Genomic DNA, 16,195 nt, shown 5'->3' with positions numbered 1-16,195 from the left:
CGGGGGCCGGAGCCGGAGCGGCCGGGGCGGCCGGAGCCGGAGCCGGAGCCGGAGCCGGAGCGGCGGCGGGGGCCGGAGCGGCCGGAGCCGGGGCGGCCGCCGGAGCGGCACCCGCGGCACCGATGACGGCGAGCTTGGCGCCGACCTCGGCGGTCTCGTCCTCGGCGACGACGATCTCCAGGAGAACGCCGGAGGCCGGGGCGGGGATCTCGGTGTCGACCTTGTCCGTGGAGACCTCGAGCAGCGGCTCGTCGGCCTCGACGGTCTCGCCGACCGACTTCAGCCAGCGGGTGACGGTGCCCTCGGTGACGGACTCGCCCAGCGCGGGCAGCACGACGTCGGTGCCGGTGGCACCGCCCGCCGGGGCGGCGGCGGGAGCCTCGGCCGCGGGGGCCGGAGCGGCCGGGGCCTCGGCGACCGGAGCCGTGGCGGCGGGGGCCGCGGCGGCCTGGGCGACCGGAGCCGGAGCGGCGGCCGGGGCGGCCGAGCCGTCGTCGATGATGGCCAGCTCGGCGCCGACCTCGACCGTCTCGTCCTCGGCGACCTTGATGGAGGCCAGGATGCCCGAGGCGGGGGCGGGGATCTCGGTGTCGACCTTGTCGGTCGAGACCTCGAGCAGCGGCTCGTCGGCCTCGACACGCTCACCCTCGGCCTTGAGCCAGCGGGTGACGGTGCCCTCGGTGACGCTCTCGCCGAGCGCCGGCAGGGTTACGGAAACCGACATGGTTTCAGTTGCTCCTAACGAATTGCGGGAAGTGGTCGTCGCGCCCTGTGATGACGTCAGCGTCAGTCGTGGGAGTGCAGAGGCTTGCCGGCCAGGGCCAGGTGGGCCTCGCCGAGCGCCTCGTTCTGCGTCGGGTGGGCGTGGATGAGCTGCGCGACCTCGGCCGGCAGCGCCTCCCAGTTGTAGATCAGCTGCGCTTCGCCGACCTGCTCGCCCATGCGGTCACCGACCATGTGGACGCCGACCACGGCACCGTCCTTGACCTGGACGAGCTTGATCTCGCCCGCGGTCTTGAGGATCTTGCTCTTGCCGTTGCCCGCGAGGTTGTACTTCAGGGCGACGACCTTGTCCGCGCCGTAGATCTCCTTGGCCTTGGCCTCGGTGATGCCGACGGAGGCGACCTCGGGGTGGCAGTACGTCACCCGGGGCACGCCGTCGTAGTCGATCGGGACGGCCTTCAGGCCGGCCAGCCGCTCCGCGACGAGGATGCCCTCGGCGAAGCCGACGTGCGCGAGCTGGAGCGTCGGGACGAGGTCGCCCACGGCCGAGATCGTCGGCACGTTGGTACGCATGTACTCGTCGACCAGGACGTAGCCGCGGTCCATCGCGACGCCCTGCTCCTCGTAACCGAGACCGGCGGAGACCGGGCCGCGGCCGATGGCGACCAGCAGCACCTCGGCCTCGAAGGTCTTGCCGTCGGCCAGGGTCACCTTGACGCCGTTGTCGGTGTACTCGGCGGACTGGAAGAAGGTGCCGAGGTTGAACTTGATGCCGCGCTTGCGGAACGCGCGCTCAAGAAGCTTCGAGCTGTTCTCGTCCTCGACGGGGACGAGGTGCTTCAGGCCCTCGATCACCGTGACGTCGGTGCCGAAGGACTTCCATGCCGAGGCGAACTCGACGCCGATGACGCCGCCGCCCAGGATGATCGCGGACTCCGGGACCCGGTCCAGGGTCAGCGCGTGGTCCGAGGAGATGATCCGGTTGCCGTCGATCTCCAGGCCGGGGAGGGACTTCGGCACGGAACCGGTGGCCAGGAGGATGTGACGGCCCTCGACACGACGACCGTCGACGTCGACGGAGGTCGGGGAGGACAGGTGGCCGGTGCCCTCGATGTAGGTCACCTTGCGGGAGGCGACGAGACCCTGCAGACCCTTGTACAGGCCCGAGATCACGTCGTCCTTGTACTTGTGCACGGCCTTGATGTCGATGCCCTCGAAAGAGGCCTTGACACCGAACTGCTCCGCCTCGCGGGTCTGGTCGGCGACCTCACCGGCGTGGAGCAGGGCCTTCGTCGGGATGCAGCCGTTGTGCAGGCAGGTGCCGCCGAGCTTGTTCTTCTCGATCAGTGCGACGTCCAGGCCCAGCTGCGCTCCGCGCAGCGCCGCGGCGTAACCGCCGCTACCGCCGCCGAGGATCACTAGGTCGAAAACGGTGCTGGCGTCGTTCGCCACGTCACGTCCTCCATGCATGTGCGCTCGTCGCCGGTCCTCGATGACCGGGCGGCGGCTGGTGTTCGGCCGCTTATTTTCGGCCCTGTGGTGGGGGCCCTGTCCTGCCGAGAACCCATCTTCGCACTTGTTGACGGATGGCGGGACGCGGGGCCGGTGTGTGAGATCGGCGGATCGTCCGTACGCGGGAGTAATCGGCGCGTGCGAACGTACGGATTTCGTCGTGGGTGACGGCGTGCGAACGGTACGGCCCCGGGGACCGGAGTCCTCGGGGCCGTACCGTCACACCACTGCTCAGAGCTCGCCGGCCGCCGTGCGCTCCGCCAGCTTCACCAGGGTGCGGACCGAGGAGCCGGTGCCGCCCTTGGGCGTGTAGCCGTACGGGGCGCCCTCGTGGAAGGCCGGGCCCGCGATGTCCAGGTGGGCCCAGGTGATGCCCTCGCCCACGAACTCCTGGAGGAAGAGACCGGCGACCAGGCCGCCGCCCATCCGCTCGCCCATGTTGGCGATGTCGGCGGTGGGGGAGTCCATGCCCTTGCGCAGATCCGAGGGGAGCGGCATCGGCCAGGACTGCTCGCCGACCTCGTCGGCGATCTCGTGGATAGCCGAGCGGTAGTCGTCGTCGTTGGCCATGATGCCGAAGGTGCGGTTGCCGAGCGCCAGGACCATGGCGCCGGTCAGGGTCGCCACGTCGACGATCGCGTCCGGGTGCTCCTCGGAGGCCCTGGTCAGCGCGTCGGCCAGGACGAGACGGCCCTCGGCGTCGGTGTTCAGGACCTCGACGGTCTTGCCGCTGTACATGCGCAGGACGTCACCCGGGCGGGTGGCGGAGCCGGACGGCATGTTCTCCGCGAGGGCGAGCCAGCCCGTGACGTTGACCTCGAGGCCGAGGCGGGCCGCGGCGACGACGGTGGAGAACACGGCGGCGGCGCCGCTCATGTCGCACTTCATCGTCTCGTTGTGGCCGGCCGGCTTCAGGGAGATGCCGCCGGAGTCGTAGGTGATGCCCTTGCCGACCAGGGCGAGGGTCTTCTCCGCCTTCGAGTGGGTGTAGGCGATCCGGACCAGCCGCGGCGGGTTGTCCGAGCCGACGCCGACGCCGAGGATGCCGCCGTAGCCGCCCTTGGCGAGCGCCTTCTCGTCGAGGACCTGGACCTTGAGGCCGTGCTCCTTGCCGGCGGCCTGGGCGGCGGCGGCGAAGGCGGCCGGCGTCAGGTCGTTCGGCGGCATGTTGATCAGGTCGCGGGCGCGGTTGATCTCCTCGGCCACGGCCAGGGCGCGCTCGGCGGCGGCCTTGTGGGCCTTGTCGCGCGGCTTGGCGCCGAGCAGGGCGACCTCGCCCAGCGGCTTCTTCGCGTCCTTGCCGGCCTCCTGGTACACGGTGTACGCGTACGCGCCGAGCAGGGCGCCCTCCGCGATCGCGGAGATGTCCTCGGGGTCGGCGACCGGCAGCGCGAACGCGGCCTTCTTCGCACCGGTCAGGGTGCGGGCGGCGGTACCGGCGGCGCGCCGCAGGGTCTCCGCGGCGTAGGACTCGCCGTCCTCGGGGGCGGAGCCCAGGCCGACGGCGAGGACGACGGGAGCCTTGAGGCCGGCGGGGGCGGGCAGCTTGGTCGCCTCACCCTCGGCGCCCGAGGCGCCCAGCGTCTCCAGGACGGCGGCGAGCCGGCCGTCGAAGGCCTTGTCGACGGCCTCGGCGCCCGGGGCGACGACCAGCGTCTTCCCGGACTTCGCGACGCCGACGACGAGGGCGTCGGCGCGCAGCGTCGCCGCGCCGGCAGTGCTGAGAGTGAGAGCAGTCACGGTGGTGAAATCTCGCTTCCATTGAGTTCTGTGGCGGTCGAGGGATGGGCCGACCGTGCCCGCCGCATCGTATTTCGGCCCGGAGAGCGCCGAGAACGAGCCTACGCTCGCTCACCCGGTTCGCTCACGGCGGCGGTGATTCACTCATCCGTGGTGTCTCTTTCATGTTTACCGTTCAGGCTCGGAACCCTCCTTCACACTCGCCTCAGCCACGCAAGGACGACGCTCTCGTCTTCGCATCATCTGCAACATCTCCACAGGTCCCCCGCTCCGGTCCCCGGTGCGCGGCGGCCTGCCGAGGGGGGACACCACCTGATGGACTCCGGCCGAATCCGTACGCCCAGAATCGCGCCCCGCACCGACCGAGGCGCCCGCACGGCAACCCGCACCGCCCGGGTCGCGGCCCTCGCCGCCGCCGCGCTGCTCGCCACCGTCGTCCCGTCCGCACAGGCGCTCGCGGCCCCCGTGCCCCGGGTCGACCTCACCGTCCTCGTCGTCGACGACGGCGGCAGCGCGGTCGGGGCGATCACCGCCGAGCTGAAGGGCTCCGGCGTCCCGTACCGCAGGATCGACCTCAACGACCCGAACCGGCCGGTCGTCGACACGGCCTTCCTCAGCGACACCCTCGACGGGCGCCCCCGGGCCAAGTACCAGGGCGTCGTCCTGCCCCACGAGAGCGCCTTCGGCCCCGACTCCGCCGAGCACACCGCCCTCCAGACGTACGAGCGGACCTTCGGGATCCCGCAGGTGGACGCCTACACCTGGTCGCACCCCGGCGTCGGCCTCGACTACACCAACGAGGGCGGCTGGTCCGGTGTCCTCGACGGCGTCACGGCCGGCGTCACCGCGGCCGGGAAGACCGGCCCCTTCCAGTACCTGGCCGGGTCGCTCACCTTCGAGGACAACGACCCCGCGATCGCCGAGAGCTACGGCTACGCGGGCCGCCCCCGCGCCGGCTACACCAGCTACGTCGACGTGCCCGTCGACGGAGCGGCCGGTGGCGGCCGCGCCAGCCTTGTCGGCGAGTACACCGCCGACGGGCGCCGCGAACTGGTCGTCACCTTCGCCTACAACCAGCACCAGCGACAGTTCCGGGCCCTCGCGCGCGGCATCGTCGAATGGCTCACCCAGGGCGTCCACCTCGGCCAGAGCCGCAACTACCTCTCCGTCCACGTCGACGACGTCTTCGCCCCCGACGCCCGCTGGGACACCGCGCTCAACTGCACCCCCGGCGACTTCGACTGCGTCGGCGACGACGGCGAGGGCGTCAACCCGATCCGTATGACGGTCGCCGACGCCCAGTACGCCGCCGCCTGGCAGAAGTCCGCCGGCTTCACCCTCGACATGGTCTACAACGGCGGCCAGGGCGAGCAGTGGAAGACCGAGCACGCCGGCGCCGACCCGCTCACCGACCGGCTCGTCGCGGACCGCGCCCAGTACCGGTGGATCAACCACACCTACACCCACCCCTTCCTCGGCTGCGTCCAGGACAACTCCGTCGTCCCCTGGCAGTGCGCCAAGGACGCCACGGGCAAGACCCTCTGGGTCAGCCGCGCCGAGCTCACCGCCCAGATCCGCGACAACCACAACTGGGCCGTCCGCAAGGGCATCTCCGTCGACCGCTCCGAGCTCGTCACCGGCGAGCACTCCGGCCTGAGGACCCTGCCGCAGCAGCCCGTCGACAACCCGAACCTGGTCGGCGCCCTCGCCGACAACGGCGTCAAGTGGGCCGGCAGCGACAACTCCCGCGAGCCGCAGCAGCGTTCGATCGGCACCGCCTCCGGCGCCGCGAAGACCGTGCCCCGCCACCCGATGAACGTGTACTACAACGTGGGCACCGCCGCCGAGATGGCCGACGAGTACAACTGGGTCTACACCTCCCGCGCCGACGGCGGCAGCGGCATCTGCGAGTCCAACCCGGCCTCCACCTGCCTGCCCGCCCCGCTCCCCACCACCACCGGCTACGCCGACCACATCGTCCCGCAGGAAGCCCGCATCGCCCTCTCCCACGTGCTGGGCAACGACCCGCGGCCGCACTACGTGCACCAGTCCAACCTCGCCGAGGAGCGCCTCCTCTACCCCGTCCTCGACCGGATCCTCGCCGACTACCGGGGCATGTTCGCGCCGAGCGCCCCCCTGGTGAACCCGGCCCAGCGCGACGTCGGCACCGAGCTGACCCGCCGCGCCGCCTGGGACCAGGCCGTCGCCGCCGGAAAGGTCACCGCCTACCGCATCGGCACCGCGGTCACCGTCAAGGCCCCCGCCGGCCTCGTCGCGCCGATCACTGCCCCCGAGGGCACCCGCAAGCGCCTCCTCCTCGGCACCACCGCCTTCGGCACGGCCTACGCCGGGACCCGCTCCGCCTGGACCGCGCCCGAACTGCTCCAGACCAGCGTCACGCTCACGCTCCCGACCGCCTGACCAGCACGTTCTGGGGGGAAACGCACATGCCGAGCAGTGGCCGTCACGTCACCATGCTCACCGAAGGCACCTACCCGCATGTCCACGGCGGCGTCAGCACCTGGTGCGACCAGCTCGTCCGCGGCATGCCCGAGGTCGACTTCGAGATCCTCGCCCTCACGGGCAGCGGCCGTGAACCCGTCACCTGGGAGCTGCCGGCCAACGTCACCCGGCACACCGCGTACCCCCTCTGGGGACTCCCGCAGGGACCGGCCGCGCCCGTTCGCGCGCGCCGGCCCCTGCGGGGGCGCACGCGCCGCCGCTTCCTCGACACCTACGAGCGTCTGCTGCTCGCCCTCCTCGACCCCGGGGCGGGCTGCGACTTCGGCACCGGCCTGTACGAGCTGGCCGAACTCGCCCGGCAGGGACGGCTCACCGCCGCCCTGCGCTCCGAGGCCGCCCTGCGCTCCCTGATGTGGATCTGGACCATGCCGCATCTGCCGACGCTCGCGGCCCGGCCCACCGTCCACGACGCGCTCACCGCCACCGACCTGCTGGAACACGCCCTGCGGCCGCTGGCCGCCCGGATAGCCGACGGCGGCGTCGCGCACGCCGTCTCCAGCGGCCTCGCCACCCTTCCGGCGCTCGCCGCACAGCACTTCGAAGGGGTGCCCTTCCTGCTCACCGAACACGGCATCTACCTCCGCGAGCGGTATCTCGGCTACCGCACCGAGGCCCAGCGCTGGCCCGTGAAGGCCCTCATGCTCGGCTTCTACCGCGAGCTCAACACCCTGGGCTACCTCAAGGCCGACCTCATCACCCCCTGCAATCAGTACAACCGGCGCTGGGAGGAGCGCGGCGGCGCCCCCGCCGACCGCATCCGCACCGTCTACAACGGCGTCGACCCGGCCCTCTTCCCCGAAGCCGGCCCCGAGCCCGAGACGCCCACCCTCAGCTGGTGCGGCCGCGTCGACCCCATCAAGGACCTCGAAACCCTGATCCGGGCGTACGCCATCTGCCGCGCCGAACTCCCCTCGCTGCGACTCCGGTTGTTCGGCCCGGTCCCCGCCGGGAACGAGGACTACGCCACCCGGCTGGAGAAGCTCGCCGCCGAACTCGGCGTCGCCGACGGGATCAGCTTCGAGGGCCGGGTCTCGGAGGTGCCCCGCGCCTACGCGGCGGGCAGCGTGGTGATGCTCTCCTCCATCAGCGAGGGCTTCCCCTTCTCCCTCATCGAGGCCATGTCCTGCGGCCGCGCCACCGTCTCCACGGACGTGGGCGGGGTGCGGGAGGCCGTCGGCGACGCCGGGATCGTCGTCCCGCCCCGCGAACCGGCCGTCATGGCCGCTGCCGTCACCGAGCTCCTCCGTGACGGGGCCCGGCGCGCCGAACTCGGCCGGCTGGCCCGGCAGCGGGTCGTCGACCGGTTCACCCTGCACCGCTCGGTGGACGGGTTCCGGCAGATCTACCGCGAGCTGGCGGGCGACCGCGTCGGGCCCGCGCGGCCCGTGGCACAGCCGAAGCCCTGGCCGGTCCGCCTCCCGGCCCCGCGCCGCATCACCCCGACCCTGGTGGCGGGGGGAACGCCGGTATGAGCGGCTCCCTCTGGCTGAAGCGGCCGACCACGGACACCCCGCTGCCGGCGATCCCGAGGCCGAGGCGGGAGACGGCCCCGGGTGCCACGGGACCCGAGGCCTCCGCCCCGGCCGCCCCGACCGCCCCGGCCGGGGCGGGAGTGCCGGGAGCACCGGATGCACCCGCGGCCACCGCCCCGGGCGGCCCGGCCCAGGAACTCGCCGCCGATCCGCTCGACGAACTCGCCGCCCGGATCGGGGCGTTCGCCGCCGTCGCCGTGCACCCCGACGAGATCGCCGCCCTCCTGGAGTCCGACGGCATGACCGACGACCACATCCGGCTCACCTACGGCCGCGCCGACTCCTTCGAACTCGCCGAGGACCTCTACGCGCGCGTGGAACGGAATCACCCCGCCCCCGAGGCGCCGACCGGCGACGCCTGGCACACCGGGCTCGCGGGCTGTCTCCTGCGCGGGCTCGTCTTCGCGCTGCCCGGTCTCGCGTACGTCCTCGCCGCGCCCCTGCTCGCGGGGGAGCAGGGCAGGTTCGGGCTGCCCGGCGGAACGGTTCCGCTGCTCGCGGGCGCCGTCACCGGCTGGGTGTGGAACCAGGCCCTGTCCCATCGCGCCTACACCTGGCTCGGTCTGGGCGACCGGCCCGCCGCCGCCCGGGCCCTGCTCGTCGGCGCCCCGCTGGGGGCCCTCGTCGGCACGGCCGTCGCCCTCGCGACGGCTGCCCCCGGCGAGACCCCGGCCGCCCTGTTCGCCGCCGGACAGGCGGTGTACCTCGCCGCCGCGACCGTGCTCCTGGTCCTCGGCAGGGAACGGGCCCTGCTCTGCGCCCTGGTGCCGCTCGCCGGAGCCGTCCCCGCCTTCCGCTGGGACCTGCCGGACGCGCTGCGCGCCGGTCTCCTCCTCGCGGCGCTCACCGCGAGCGTCGTCCTCGCCGGACTCGTCCTCCGGCCGGGCGCCCGGCGCGGCGCGGCCGGACGTGCCGGACCGCCGCGCGCCGCCTCCCTCGCGTACGGCCTGTTCGGCCTCGGCAGCGGACTGCTGGTGCTCCACGCGGGTGTCGGCGACACCCCGGTGAGCGGAGCGGGGGCCGTCATAGCGCTCACCCTCTCCATGGGGCCCGCCGAATGGCTGCTGCACCGCTTCCGGGGTGAGAGCCTGACCCGGCTGCGGACCCTCGCCACCGCCCGTGAGTTCCGCCGCGCGGTCACCGGCACCCTGGTGCTCTGCCTCGGCGGCTACCTCACGGTCCTCGTCGCCCTCACCCTCGCCGTCACCCTGGCCTGGCCGGGCGCACCCTGGCCGACGCTCCCGCGGCTCGTCACCCTGCTGCTGATCGGGACGGTGCTCTGGCTGGGGCTGCTGCTCCAGGCCTTCGGCGCGGTGCTCAGCGCGGCCGCCGTCTGTCTGGTCGCGGCGGCGGCGGAGGTCCTGGCACCCCCGGCCGGTCCGGTGGCGGCCGGGGCAGCCGCCGCCGTGCTCGCCGTCCTCGCCTGTGTTCTGCTGGTACGGCCGACCGCCCACCGTGCCTAGAGGACAGGTCCCGTGAATCGTTTCCTCCTGGTGCCGTTCTACGAGCACCCGGCCGAGCGGGCCGAGGCCTGGTCGGCCCTCGTCGACGCGGCGCCGTCCCTGTACGGGGTCGTCGTCAACCCGGCGAGCGGCGCGGGCGAGGCCCCCGACCCGGCGTTCGCCGAGGCGGCCGGACGACTGCGGCAGGCCGGTGTACGGCTCCTCGGTTACGCGGACACCGCCTACGGGCGCCGCCCGCAGGCCGAGGTCGTCACCGACCTGCTCCGGCACCGCGACTGGTACGGCACCGACGGCGCCTTCCTCGACCAGGTCCCGACCGCGCCGGAGGCCCTGGCCCACTACCGCCGGATCGCGGTCGCGGCCCGGTCCGCCGGCGCGGCGACCCTGGTGTTCAACCACGGCGCCCACCCGGACCCTGGCTACGAGGAGTTCGCCGACCTCCTCGTCACCTTCGAGGGCCCCTGGGACCTCTACAGGACGCTCGACCTGCCGGTCGCCGACCACTACTGCCACCTCGTCTACGCCGCCCCGTCCGGGGTCCGCCCCGCCACCCCGGTGCACTGCGCCGTCCCGGGCGCCGGCGCGCACCCCTGGGGGACCCTTCCGCACCTTCTGGAGCCCGCCCGATGAGACGACTGCTGCCCCTGCTCGCGGGCCTGCTCCTCCTCGCCACCGCCTGTACGACGGCACCCGCCCCGGACCCCAAGGCGGCGGAGGAGCGGTGGCGGCCGAAGCCGGGCCTCGCCTGGCAGTGGCAGCTCAGCGGCCGGCTCGACCCGACGGTCGACGTCCCCGTGTACGACATCGACGGCTTCGACCATCCGGCGTCGGCGGTCGAGGACCTCCACCGCCGGGGCCGCAAGGTCATCTGCTATCTCTCCACCGGCGCCTGGGAGGACTTCCGCCCGGACGCGGCCGCGTTCCCGAAGTCCGTACTCGGCAAGGGCAACGGCTGGAAGGGCGAACGCTGGCTCGACATCCGCCGCGTCGACGTCCTCACCCCCCTCATGACCAAGCGCCTCGACATGTGCCGTGAGAAGGGCTTCGACGCGGTCGAGCCCGACAACATGGACGGCTACCGCAACAGCACCGGCTTCCCCCTGACCGCCGCCGACCAGCTGCGCTACAACCGCCTGATCGCCCGCCTCGCCCATGAACGGGGCCTCTCGGTGGGCCTCAAGAACGACCTGGACCAGATTCCGCAGCTGCTCGCGGACTTCGACTTCGCGGTCAACGAGCAGTGCGCGCAGTACGACGAGTGCGGCCGGCTCGTCCCGTTCGTGACGGCGGGCAAGGCGGTCTTCCACGTCGAGTACGAGCTGGAGGCCCGGGAGTTCTGCCCGCAGGCCAGGGAACTCGGGCTCAGCTCGATGCAGAAGCGGTACGAACTGGGGGTGTGGCGCCGGGCCTGCTAGCCCCTGTCGTCGGCCCTGTCGTCGGCCCTGTCGTCGGCCGGGTCAGCCCAGGGCCAGCGCCACGAGGGCCGTCGTCGCCGCCGTCTCCTCCACCGCCCCGAAGACGTCCCCCGTCACCCCGCCGAACCGCCGCACGCACCGCCGGAGCAGTGCCGCCGCCGCGCCGAGGGCCGCGCCCGCCGCCAGCACGTTGTGGACGGCGTCGTACGGGGAGAACAGCAGGCCCGTCGCGGCGAGGAGGACCAGGACCGCCGCCGTCGTGAAGGTCGCCGAGCGGACCGGGACGGTCGCGGCGACGATCGCCCCGAGGCCCTCGGGGCGGGCCGCGGGGACCCCGTGGCGGGAGGCGTGGGTGAGGGCGAGTCGGGCGACGGTCGCCGCGAGGGCGGCGCCGGCCGCGCCGTGCGCCCAGCTCTCCCCGTACAGCTCGTAGAGCGCGGCGACCTGGGCGAGCAGGACGAGGAGCAGCACGATCACGCCGAACGGGCCGACGTCCGACTGCTTCATGATGCGCAGCGCGTCCTCGGCGGGCTTGGCGCTGCCGAGGCCGTCGGCGGTGTCCGCGAGGCCGTCGAGATGGAGGCCGCGGGTGAGGGCGGCGGGGACGGCCGCGGTGACGACGGCGGCGAGCAGCGGGCCCGAGTCGAGCGCCAGGAACGCGCTGCCGAGTCCGGCGGCGCAGACGCCGACGACCAGGCCTGCCAGCGGGGCGCAGAGCATGCCGGCGCGCGCCGCGTCCCGGTCCCAGCGGGTGATGCGGGCGGGGAACACGGTGAGGGTGCCGAAGGCGAAACGCAGGCCGTCCATCCGGGCAGGGTAATCGGCGCTTCCGGACGGTAGATTGCGCATACCGCGCAAATCGGAACGGGGTGGCATGGGTCACTGGTTCTCCCGCAACATCGTCGAGCCGGGCAAGCTCCCGATGCTCCTCGCGCTGACCTCTTTCATCCTGACATTCCTGGTCACCCGCACCATCGTCCGCCTCATCCGGGCGGGGAAGGGGCCGTTCCGGAACGTCTCCTCCGGCGGGCTCCACATCCATCACGTCGTCCCGGGCGTCGTCCTCACCGTCATCGGCGGTTTCGGCGCGGTGGGCAGCGACCGGCACGGTTTCGGCGCCGCCCTCTTCGCCGTGGTGTTCGGGATCGGCGCGGGCCTCGTCCTGGACGAGTTCGCGCTGATCCTCCATCTCGACGACGTGTACTGGACCGACGAGGGCCGCAAGAGCGTCGAGGTGGTCGTCCTCACCGTCGCCCTCGTGGGGCTCACCCTGAGCGGCTTCTCACCGCTCGGCGTCGACGACATGACCACCGACGAACGCCAGGACCGGGCCACCTTCATCCTGACCCTGATCGTCAACTTCCTCTTCATCCTGATCACCCTGGTGAAGGGGAAGTTCCGGATGGCCGTGATCGGGACCCTGGTGCCGTTCGTGGCGATCGTCGGCGCCGTACGGCTCGCCCGCCCCGGCTCCTGGTGGTCCCGCCGGTTCTACCCGCGCCGCCACCGGGCGCGGGCCCGTTCCCGTATCCGCACGTACCGCCACGACAAGCGCTGGACCAAGGTCCGGCGCCGGACTCAGGACTTGATCGGCGGCTTCCAGGAGCGGGTGCCCGGGCGGGGCTCCACACCCTCCTGACGGCGCTCGCGCCAGGCCTGAATTCCCATCAGGACGAGGACGCCGGCGATGGCCGCCAGATGCTCCTTCCCCGCCAGGTTCGGCTTGACGATCACCTCGACGACCATCGCCACGACCACGAGCGCGCCCGTCCACCGGGCCCCGTACCGCCAGCAGACGTAGACGGCGAGGCCGACCACGGCCGCGGAGGGCCCGGTGTCGTGAACCTGCGCGTCGGTGGCGGGCAGCCCGAGCGGGTTGTCCGGGCCGAGGGCGATGCCCACCCGTGCGTACAGCGTCCCGCAGAGGGTCGCCAGATAGGCGACGGCGAGGGTGCGCCACGGGCCCAGGCAGATCTCGGCGATCCCGAAGACCAGCAGGACCTGCGCCAGGGCGCCCCACACGGGCAGGTCGAGCGCCGGCACGAACAGCGAGAACGGGGTCCGCAGCAGCGCCAGCCAGAACGGGTCCTCGGCCCGCACGGAGCCGATGTTCTGGACCGGCTGATAGCCCCAGTCCTGGTTCTGCACCAGCTGGAAGAGAGCCGTGAGACACACGGCGGCGAGCGTCATCGGGGCCGCTCGCCACTTCTTGGTGAGGAGCGCCGTCCGTACGGTGAAGAACAGCGGGCCCCACTCGCGGCGGGCGAACTCCCGGAGCGCGCGGCTCAACGGCCGCTCTCCAGGTGTCTGCGATGCATCCACCGGGGCAGCCCCGGGGCCTCCAGGAACCCTTCGGCGCGACCGGCGGCGAGGCCGATGCGCAACAGGTCCGCACTCTTCTCGAAGAGCATGAATCGGGGCTCCCAGATCGGTCGGTACTTGGCGTTGGCGCGGTACAGCGACTCGATCTGCCACCAGCGGGAGAAGAAACTGAGCAGTGAACGCCACATGCGCAGCACGGGTCCCGCCCCGAGCTTCGAGCCACGTTCGAAGACGGAGCGGAACATCGCGAAGTTGAGTGAGACCTGAGTGATCCCGATCTCCTCGGCGCGCTGCAGGAGTTCGATGACCATGAACTCCATCAGGCCGTTCTCGGAATCCCGGTCGCGCCGCATCAGGTCGAGGGACAGCCCCTTCGGACCCCAGGGCACGAAGGACAGCACGGCCCGCAGCTCTCCCGCGCCCTCCCCGTCGCCGCCGTCCCTGCACTCCAGCATCACGCAGCGCCCGTCCTCCGGGTCGCCGAGCCGGCCCAGCGCCATCGAGAAGCCGCGCTCGGTGGCCCCGTCCCGCCAGTCGTCGGCCTTGCGCAGCAGCTCGGCCATCTCCCCGGCCGGAATGTCCTCGTGGCGCCGGATGCGAACCTCGTACCCGGCCCGCTTGACCCGGTTGTAGGCCTGCCGGACCGTTCGCATGGCCCGGCCGTCCAGGGTGAACTCGTCGGTCTCCACGATCGCCTCGTCGCCCAGCTCCAGGGCGTCCAGACCGTGCCGGGCGTAGATGACGCCCGCTTCCTCGCTCGCGCCCATCACGGCCGGGATCCAGCCGTGTTCGCGGGCCTCGGCCAGCCAGGGTTCGATGGCGCCCGGCCAGGCCTCGGGGTCGCCGATCGGGTCGCCGGAGGCGAGCGAGACCCCGCCGACCACCCGGTAGGTGACGGCGGCCTTCTCGCTCGGCGACCACACGACGCTCTTCTCGCGCCGCAGTGCGAAGTAGCCGAGCGAGTCGCGGTCGCCCTGCTTGTCGAGCAGGGCCCGCAGCCGCTCCTCGTCCTCCTCGGTCAGCGGGTCGGTGGCCCGGCGGGAGCGGAAGGCGGCGAAGAGCACCGCGAAGAGCAGCAGCGTGGACAGCACGTTGATGGTGACGTCGACCCAGCCCGGGGTGGTGATGCCGGCGAACCGCGAGTCGTCGGAGGCCAGGGTGATCAGCCGCATCACGCCGTACCGCCAGCGCTCCAGGAAGGTGGAGTGGGCGGTGGAGGTGTTGGTGACGGTGACCAGCACGGCCGCGAGCAGCGAGGTGACGAGCAGCCCGCCGACCGCCACGATCGCGGCGAGCCACGGGTTGGAGCGGTCCCCCTTCGCGTAGAACTCCTTGCGGCCGAGCAGCAGTGCCAGCACGAAGGCGGCCGTCAGGATCAGCGAGATCCAGTTCTGGGCGTGCTGCCGGATCTCCGGGAAGAACATGACCAGGGCGAAGAGCAGCAGGAACAGGCCGCCGAGCACCAGGTTGAGGATCCACGCGGCCCGTTTGCGGCGCCGCATGGTGATCGCCAGGAAGAGGGTGAAGACCCCTGAGGCGAAGCCCGCCGTGAGCATGTACGGGGTGAAGTAGTTGTCCTCGTTGTGGCGGCGCAGGTCCTGCCCGAAGGAGACCCAGACGGCACTCAGGAAATTGATGAACGTGACGACGCGCAGGTACCAGACGGCGAACGCGGCGCTGCGCCGTGAACGGGCGGTCGTGCCCCGGGGTGCGGCTTCGGCAGGCAAGCGGACTTCTCCCATGAAAAGCGATCATATGGGGCACCGCTTGCCGTACGGAGACGCCGGAGACGGCCACGCGCGCGTCGCGCGTGACCGTCTCGGAGTCGATCGTTCCCGTCCCCCGCTCTCAGGCCTCCGCAGCGCCCTCGTCGTCCGGAGTGGTCGGATCCGGACGCTCGGGAAGCTCCGCGGCGAAGGCCGCCGCGGCCCTGACGAGGGGAAGTGCGAGCAATGCCCCGGTTCCCTCACCCACATGGACGCCGTGGTCGAGCAGAGGGTTGAGCGCCATCCGGTCCCATGCCTTCGCCTGCGCCGGCTCCCCGCTCGTCTGACCCGCGAGCCACCAGTCCGGCGCCCGGAACGCCGCCCGCTGCGCCACCAGCGCACAGGCCGCGCCCACCACACCGTCCAGGATCACCGGCATCCGCCGCACCGAGGACTGCAGCAGGAAACCGGTCATCGCCGCCAGGTCCGCCCCGCCGACCGCGGCGAGCAGCTCCAGCTGATCACCCAGCACCGGACGGGCCCGGCGCAGCGCGTCACGGATCGCCGCACACTTGCGCATCCACGCCAGGTCGTCGATCCCGGCGCCGCCCCGGCCCGTCACCACCGACGCGTCCGTCCCGCACAGGGCCGCGATCAGCGTGGCCGCCGGAGTCGTCCCGCCGACGCTCAGATCCCCGAGCACCACCAGATCGGTGCCCGAATCCGCCTCCTCGTCGGCGATCGCGATGCCCAGCAGGACCGCCGCCTCGGTCTCCTCGACCGTCAGCGCGTTCTCCACGTCGATCCGGCCGGAGCCGCGCCGCACCCGACGGCGTACCACCTCGGCGGGCAGCAACTCCGGGTCGCAGTCCAGACCGGCGTCCACGACCCGCACCGGCACACCCGTCGACCGCGCGAGCACGGCGACCGGACTCACCCCGTCCAGGACCGCGCGCACCAGCTCGTGCGCGGTGCCCGCCCGACGGCCCGACACATCGAGCGAGGCCACCCCGTGGTCGCCCGCGAAGAGCACCACCTTCGGCTGCTCGATCGCCCGCACCTCGACCGACGCCTGCGCGGCCGACAGCCACTCGCCGAGCTCGTCGAGCCGACCGAGCGCCCCCGGCGGCACGGCCAGCCGCTCACGGCGCTCCTCGGCGTCACGCCGGATCCCCCCGTCGGGGCGCTCGATCAGATCGGAGAAGTCGTCCAGGTTCACGGTTCCGCCTTGTGACAAATCAGCGAGGGCCATCGGTGCT

Annotated in this window: 13 protein-coding genes; 6 read left to right on the top strand and 7 right to left on the bottom strand. The window is 72.6% G+C overall.

The window, feature by feature from the left end:
* From IE311_RS07170 to IE311_RS07160, 3 genes are all read right to left on the bottom strand, one after another.
* The coding region (locus IE311_RS07170) for a biotin/lipoyl-containing protein (protein WP_308439797.1) at window positions 1–724 on the bottom strand (724 nt) is incomplete at its 3' end.
* Window positions 725–786: 62 nt separating this feature from the next.
* On the bottom strand, window positions 787–2,175 hold the full coding sequence (gene lpdA, locus IE311_RS07165) for a dihydrolipoyl dehydrogenase (protein ID WP_189830718.1): 1,389 nt from the start codon (window positions 2,173–2,175) through the stop codon (window positions 787–789).
* Window positions 2,176–2,466: 291 nt separating this feature from the next.
* Window positions 2,467–3,975 carry a leucyl aminopeptidase gene (locus IE311_RS07160; RefSeq protein ID WP_189830717.1) on the bottom strand — a complete coding sequence of 503 codons (1,509 nt, stop codon included), beginning with the start codon at window positions 3,973–3,975 and terminating at the stop codon, window positions 2,467–2,469.
* A 315-nt stretch (window positions 3,976–4,290) separates the two neighbouring features.
* Here IE311_RS07160 and IE311_RS07155 point away from each other — a divergent pair, with 315 nt between their 5' ends.
* Genes IE311_RS07155 through IE311_RS07135 form a run of 5 tightly spaced genes read left to right on the top strand, consistent with a single transcriptional unit; the run spans window position 4,291 to window position 10,908 of the window.
* Window positions 4,291–6,396, top strand: coding sequence for a hypothetical protein (locus tag IE311_RS07155; RefSeq protein ID WP_189830716.1), 2,106 nt, complete (start codon window positions 4,291–4,293; stop codon window positions 6,394–6,396).
* Window positions 6,397–6,422: 26 nt separating this feature from the next.
* A complete protein-coding gene (pelF, locus tag IE311_RS07150) occupies window positions 6,423–7,970 on the top strand; it encodes a GT4 family glycosyltransferase PelF (RefSeq protein ID WP_189830715.1) in 1,548 nt (515 codons plus the stop codon).
* Window positions 7,967–9,493 carry a hypothetical protein gene (locus IE311_RS07145; RefSeq protein ID WP_189830714.1) on the top strand — a complete coding sequence of 509 codons (1,527 nt, stop codon included), beginning with the start codon at window positions 7,967–7,969 and terminating at the stop codon, window positions 9,491–9,493. The genes pelF and IE311_RS07145 overlap by 4 nt, the downstream gene beginning before the upstream one ends.
* A 12-nt stretch (window positions 9,494–9,505) precedes the next feature.
* The gene (locus IE311_RS07140) at window positions 9,506–10,123 is read left to right on the top strand and encodes a spherulation-specific family 4 protein (protein WP_189830713.1); all 618 of its coding nucleotides are present in this window, start codon (window positions 9,506–9,508) and stop codon (window positions 10,121–10,123) included.
* Window positions 10,120–10,908, top strand: a complete 789-nt coding sequence (locus tag IE311_RS07135; protein ID WP_189830712.1) for an endo alpha-1,4 polygalactosaminidase — start codon at window positions 10,120–10,122, stop codon at window positions 10,906–10,908. The genes IE311_RS07140 and IE311_RS07135 overlap by 4 nt, the downstream gene beginning before the upstream one ends.
* Window positions 10,909–10,950: 42 nt before the next feature.
* Here the strand turns inward: IE311_RS07135 and cobS are convergent, their stop codons facing one another.
* Window positions 10,951–11,715 carry an adenosylcobinamide-GDP ribazoletransferase gene (gene cobS / locus IE311_RS07130; protein WP_229901759.1) on the bottom strand — a complete coding sequence of 255 codons (765 nt, stop codon included), beginning with the start codon at window positions 11,713–11,715 and terminating at the stop codon, window positions 10,951–10,953.
* Window positions 11,716–11,782: 67 nt separating this feature from the next.
* Here cobS and IE311_RS07125 point away from each other — a divergent pair, with 67 nt between their 5' ends.
* On the top strand, window positions 11,783–12,547 hold the full coding sequence (locus IE311_RS07125; RefSeq protein ID WP_189830710.1) for a hypothetical protein: 765 nt from the start codon (window positions 11,783–11,785) through the stop codon (window positions 12,545–12,547).
* Here the strand turns inward: IE311_RS07125 and IE311_RS07120 are convergent.
* The 3 genes from IE311_RS07120 to cobT form a co-directional block, all read right to left on the bottom strand.
* A complete protein-coding gene (locus IE311_RS07120; protein WP_189830709.1) occupies window positions 12,487–13,197 on the bottom strand; it encodes a hypothetical protein in 711 nt (236 codons plus the stop codon). The genes IE311_RS07125 and IE311_RS07120 overlap by 61 nt on opposite strands.
* A complete protein-coding gene (locus IE311_RS07115; RefSeq protein WP_189830708.1) occupies window positions 13,194–14,972 on the bottom strand; it encodes a phosphatidylglycerol lysyltransferase domain-containing protein in 1,779 nt (592 codons plus the stop codon). The genes IE311_RS07120 and IE311_RS07115 overlap by 4 nt, the downstream gene beginning before the upstream one ends.
* A gap of 106 nt (window positions 14,973–15,078) precedes the next feature.
* On the bottom strand, window positions 15,079–16,155 hold the full coding sequence (cobT, locus tag IE311_RS07110; RefSeq protein WP_189830707.1) for a nicotinate-nucleotide--dimethylbenzimidazole phosphoribosyltransferase: 1,077 nt from the start codon (window positions 16,153–16,155) through the stop codon (window positions 15,079–15,081).
* Window positions 16,156–16,195: the final 40 nt, after the last annotated feature.

It is taken from the genome of Streptomyces zaomyceticus (genome assembly GCF_014656215.1).
Taxonomy (GTDB): Bacteria; Actinomycetota; Actinomycetes; order Streptomycetales; family Streptomycetaceae; genus Streptomyces; species Streptomyces zaomyceticus.
This window is presented reverse-complemented; position numbering and strand designations above follow the sequence as displayed.

Bases quoted from the DNA above. Each gene is read 5' to 3' on its own strand.
- IE311_RS07155 (WP_189830716.1), top strand. From the start codon at position 4,291: ATGGACTCCGGCCGAATCCGTACGCCCAGAATCGCGCCCCGCACCGAC.
- pelF (WP_189830715.1), top strand. From the start codon at position 6,423: ATGCCGAGCAGTGGCCGTCACGTCACCATGCTCACCGAAGGCACCTAC.
- IE311_RS07145 (WP_189830714.1), top strand. From the start codon at position 7,967: ATGAGCGGCTCCCTCTGGCTGAAGCGGCCGACCACGGACACCCCGCTG.
- IE311_RS07135 (WP_189830712.1), top strand. From the start codon at position 10,120: ATGAGACGACTGCTGCCCCTGCTCGCGGGCCTGCTCCTCCTCGCCACC.
- cobS (WP_229901759.1), bottom strand. From the start codon at position 11,715: ATGGACGGCCTGCGTTTCGCCTTCGGCACCCTCACCGTGTTCCCCGCC.
- IE311_RS07125 (WP_189830710.1), top strand. From the start codon at position 11,783: ATGGGTCACTGGTTCTCCCGCAACATCGTCGAGCCGGGCAAGCTCCCG.
- IE311_RS07115 (WP_189830708.1), bottom strand. From the start codon at position 14,972: ATGGGAGAAGTCCGCTTGCCTGCCGAAGCCGCACCCCGGGGCACGACC.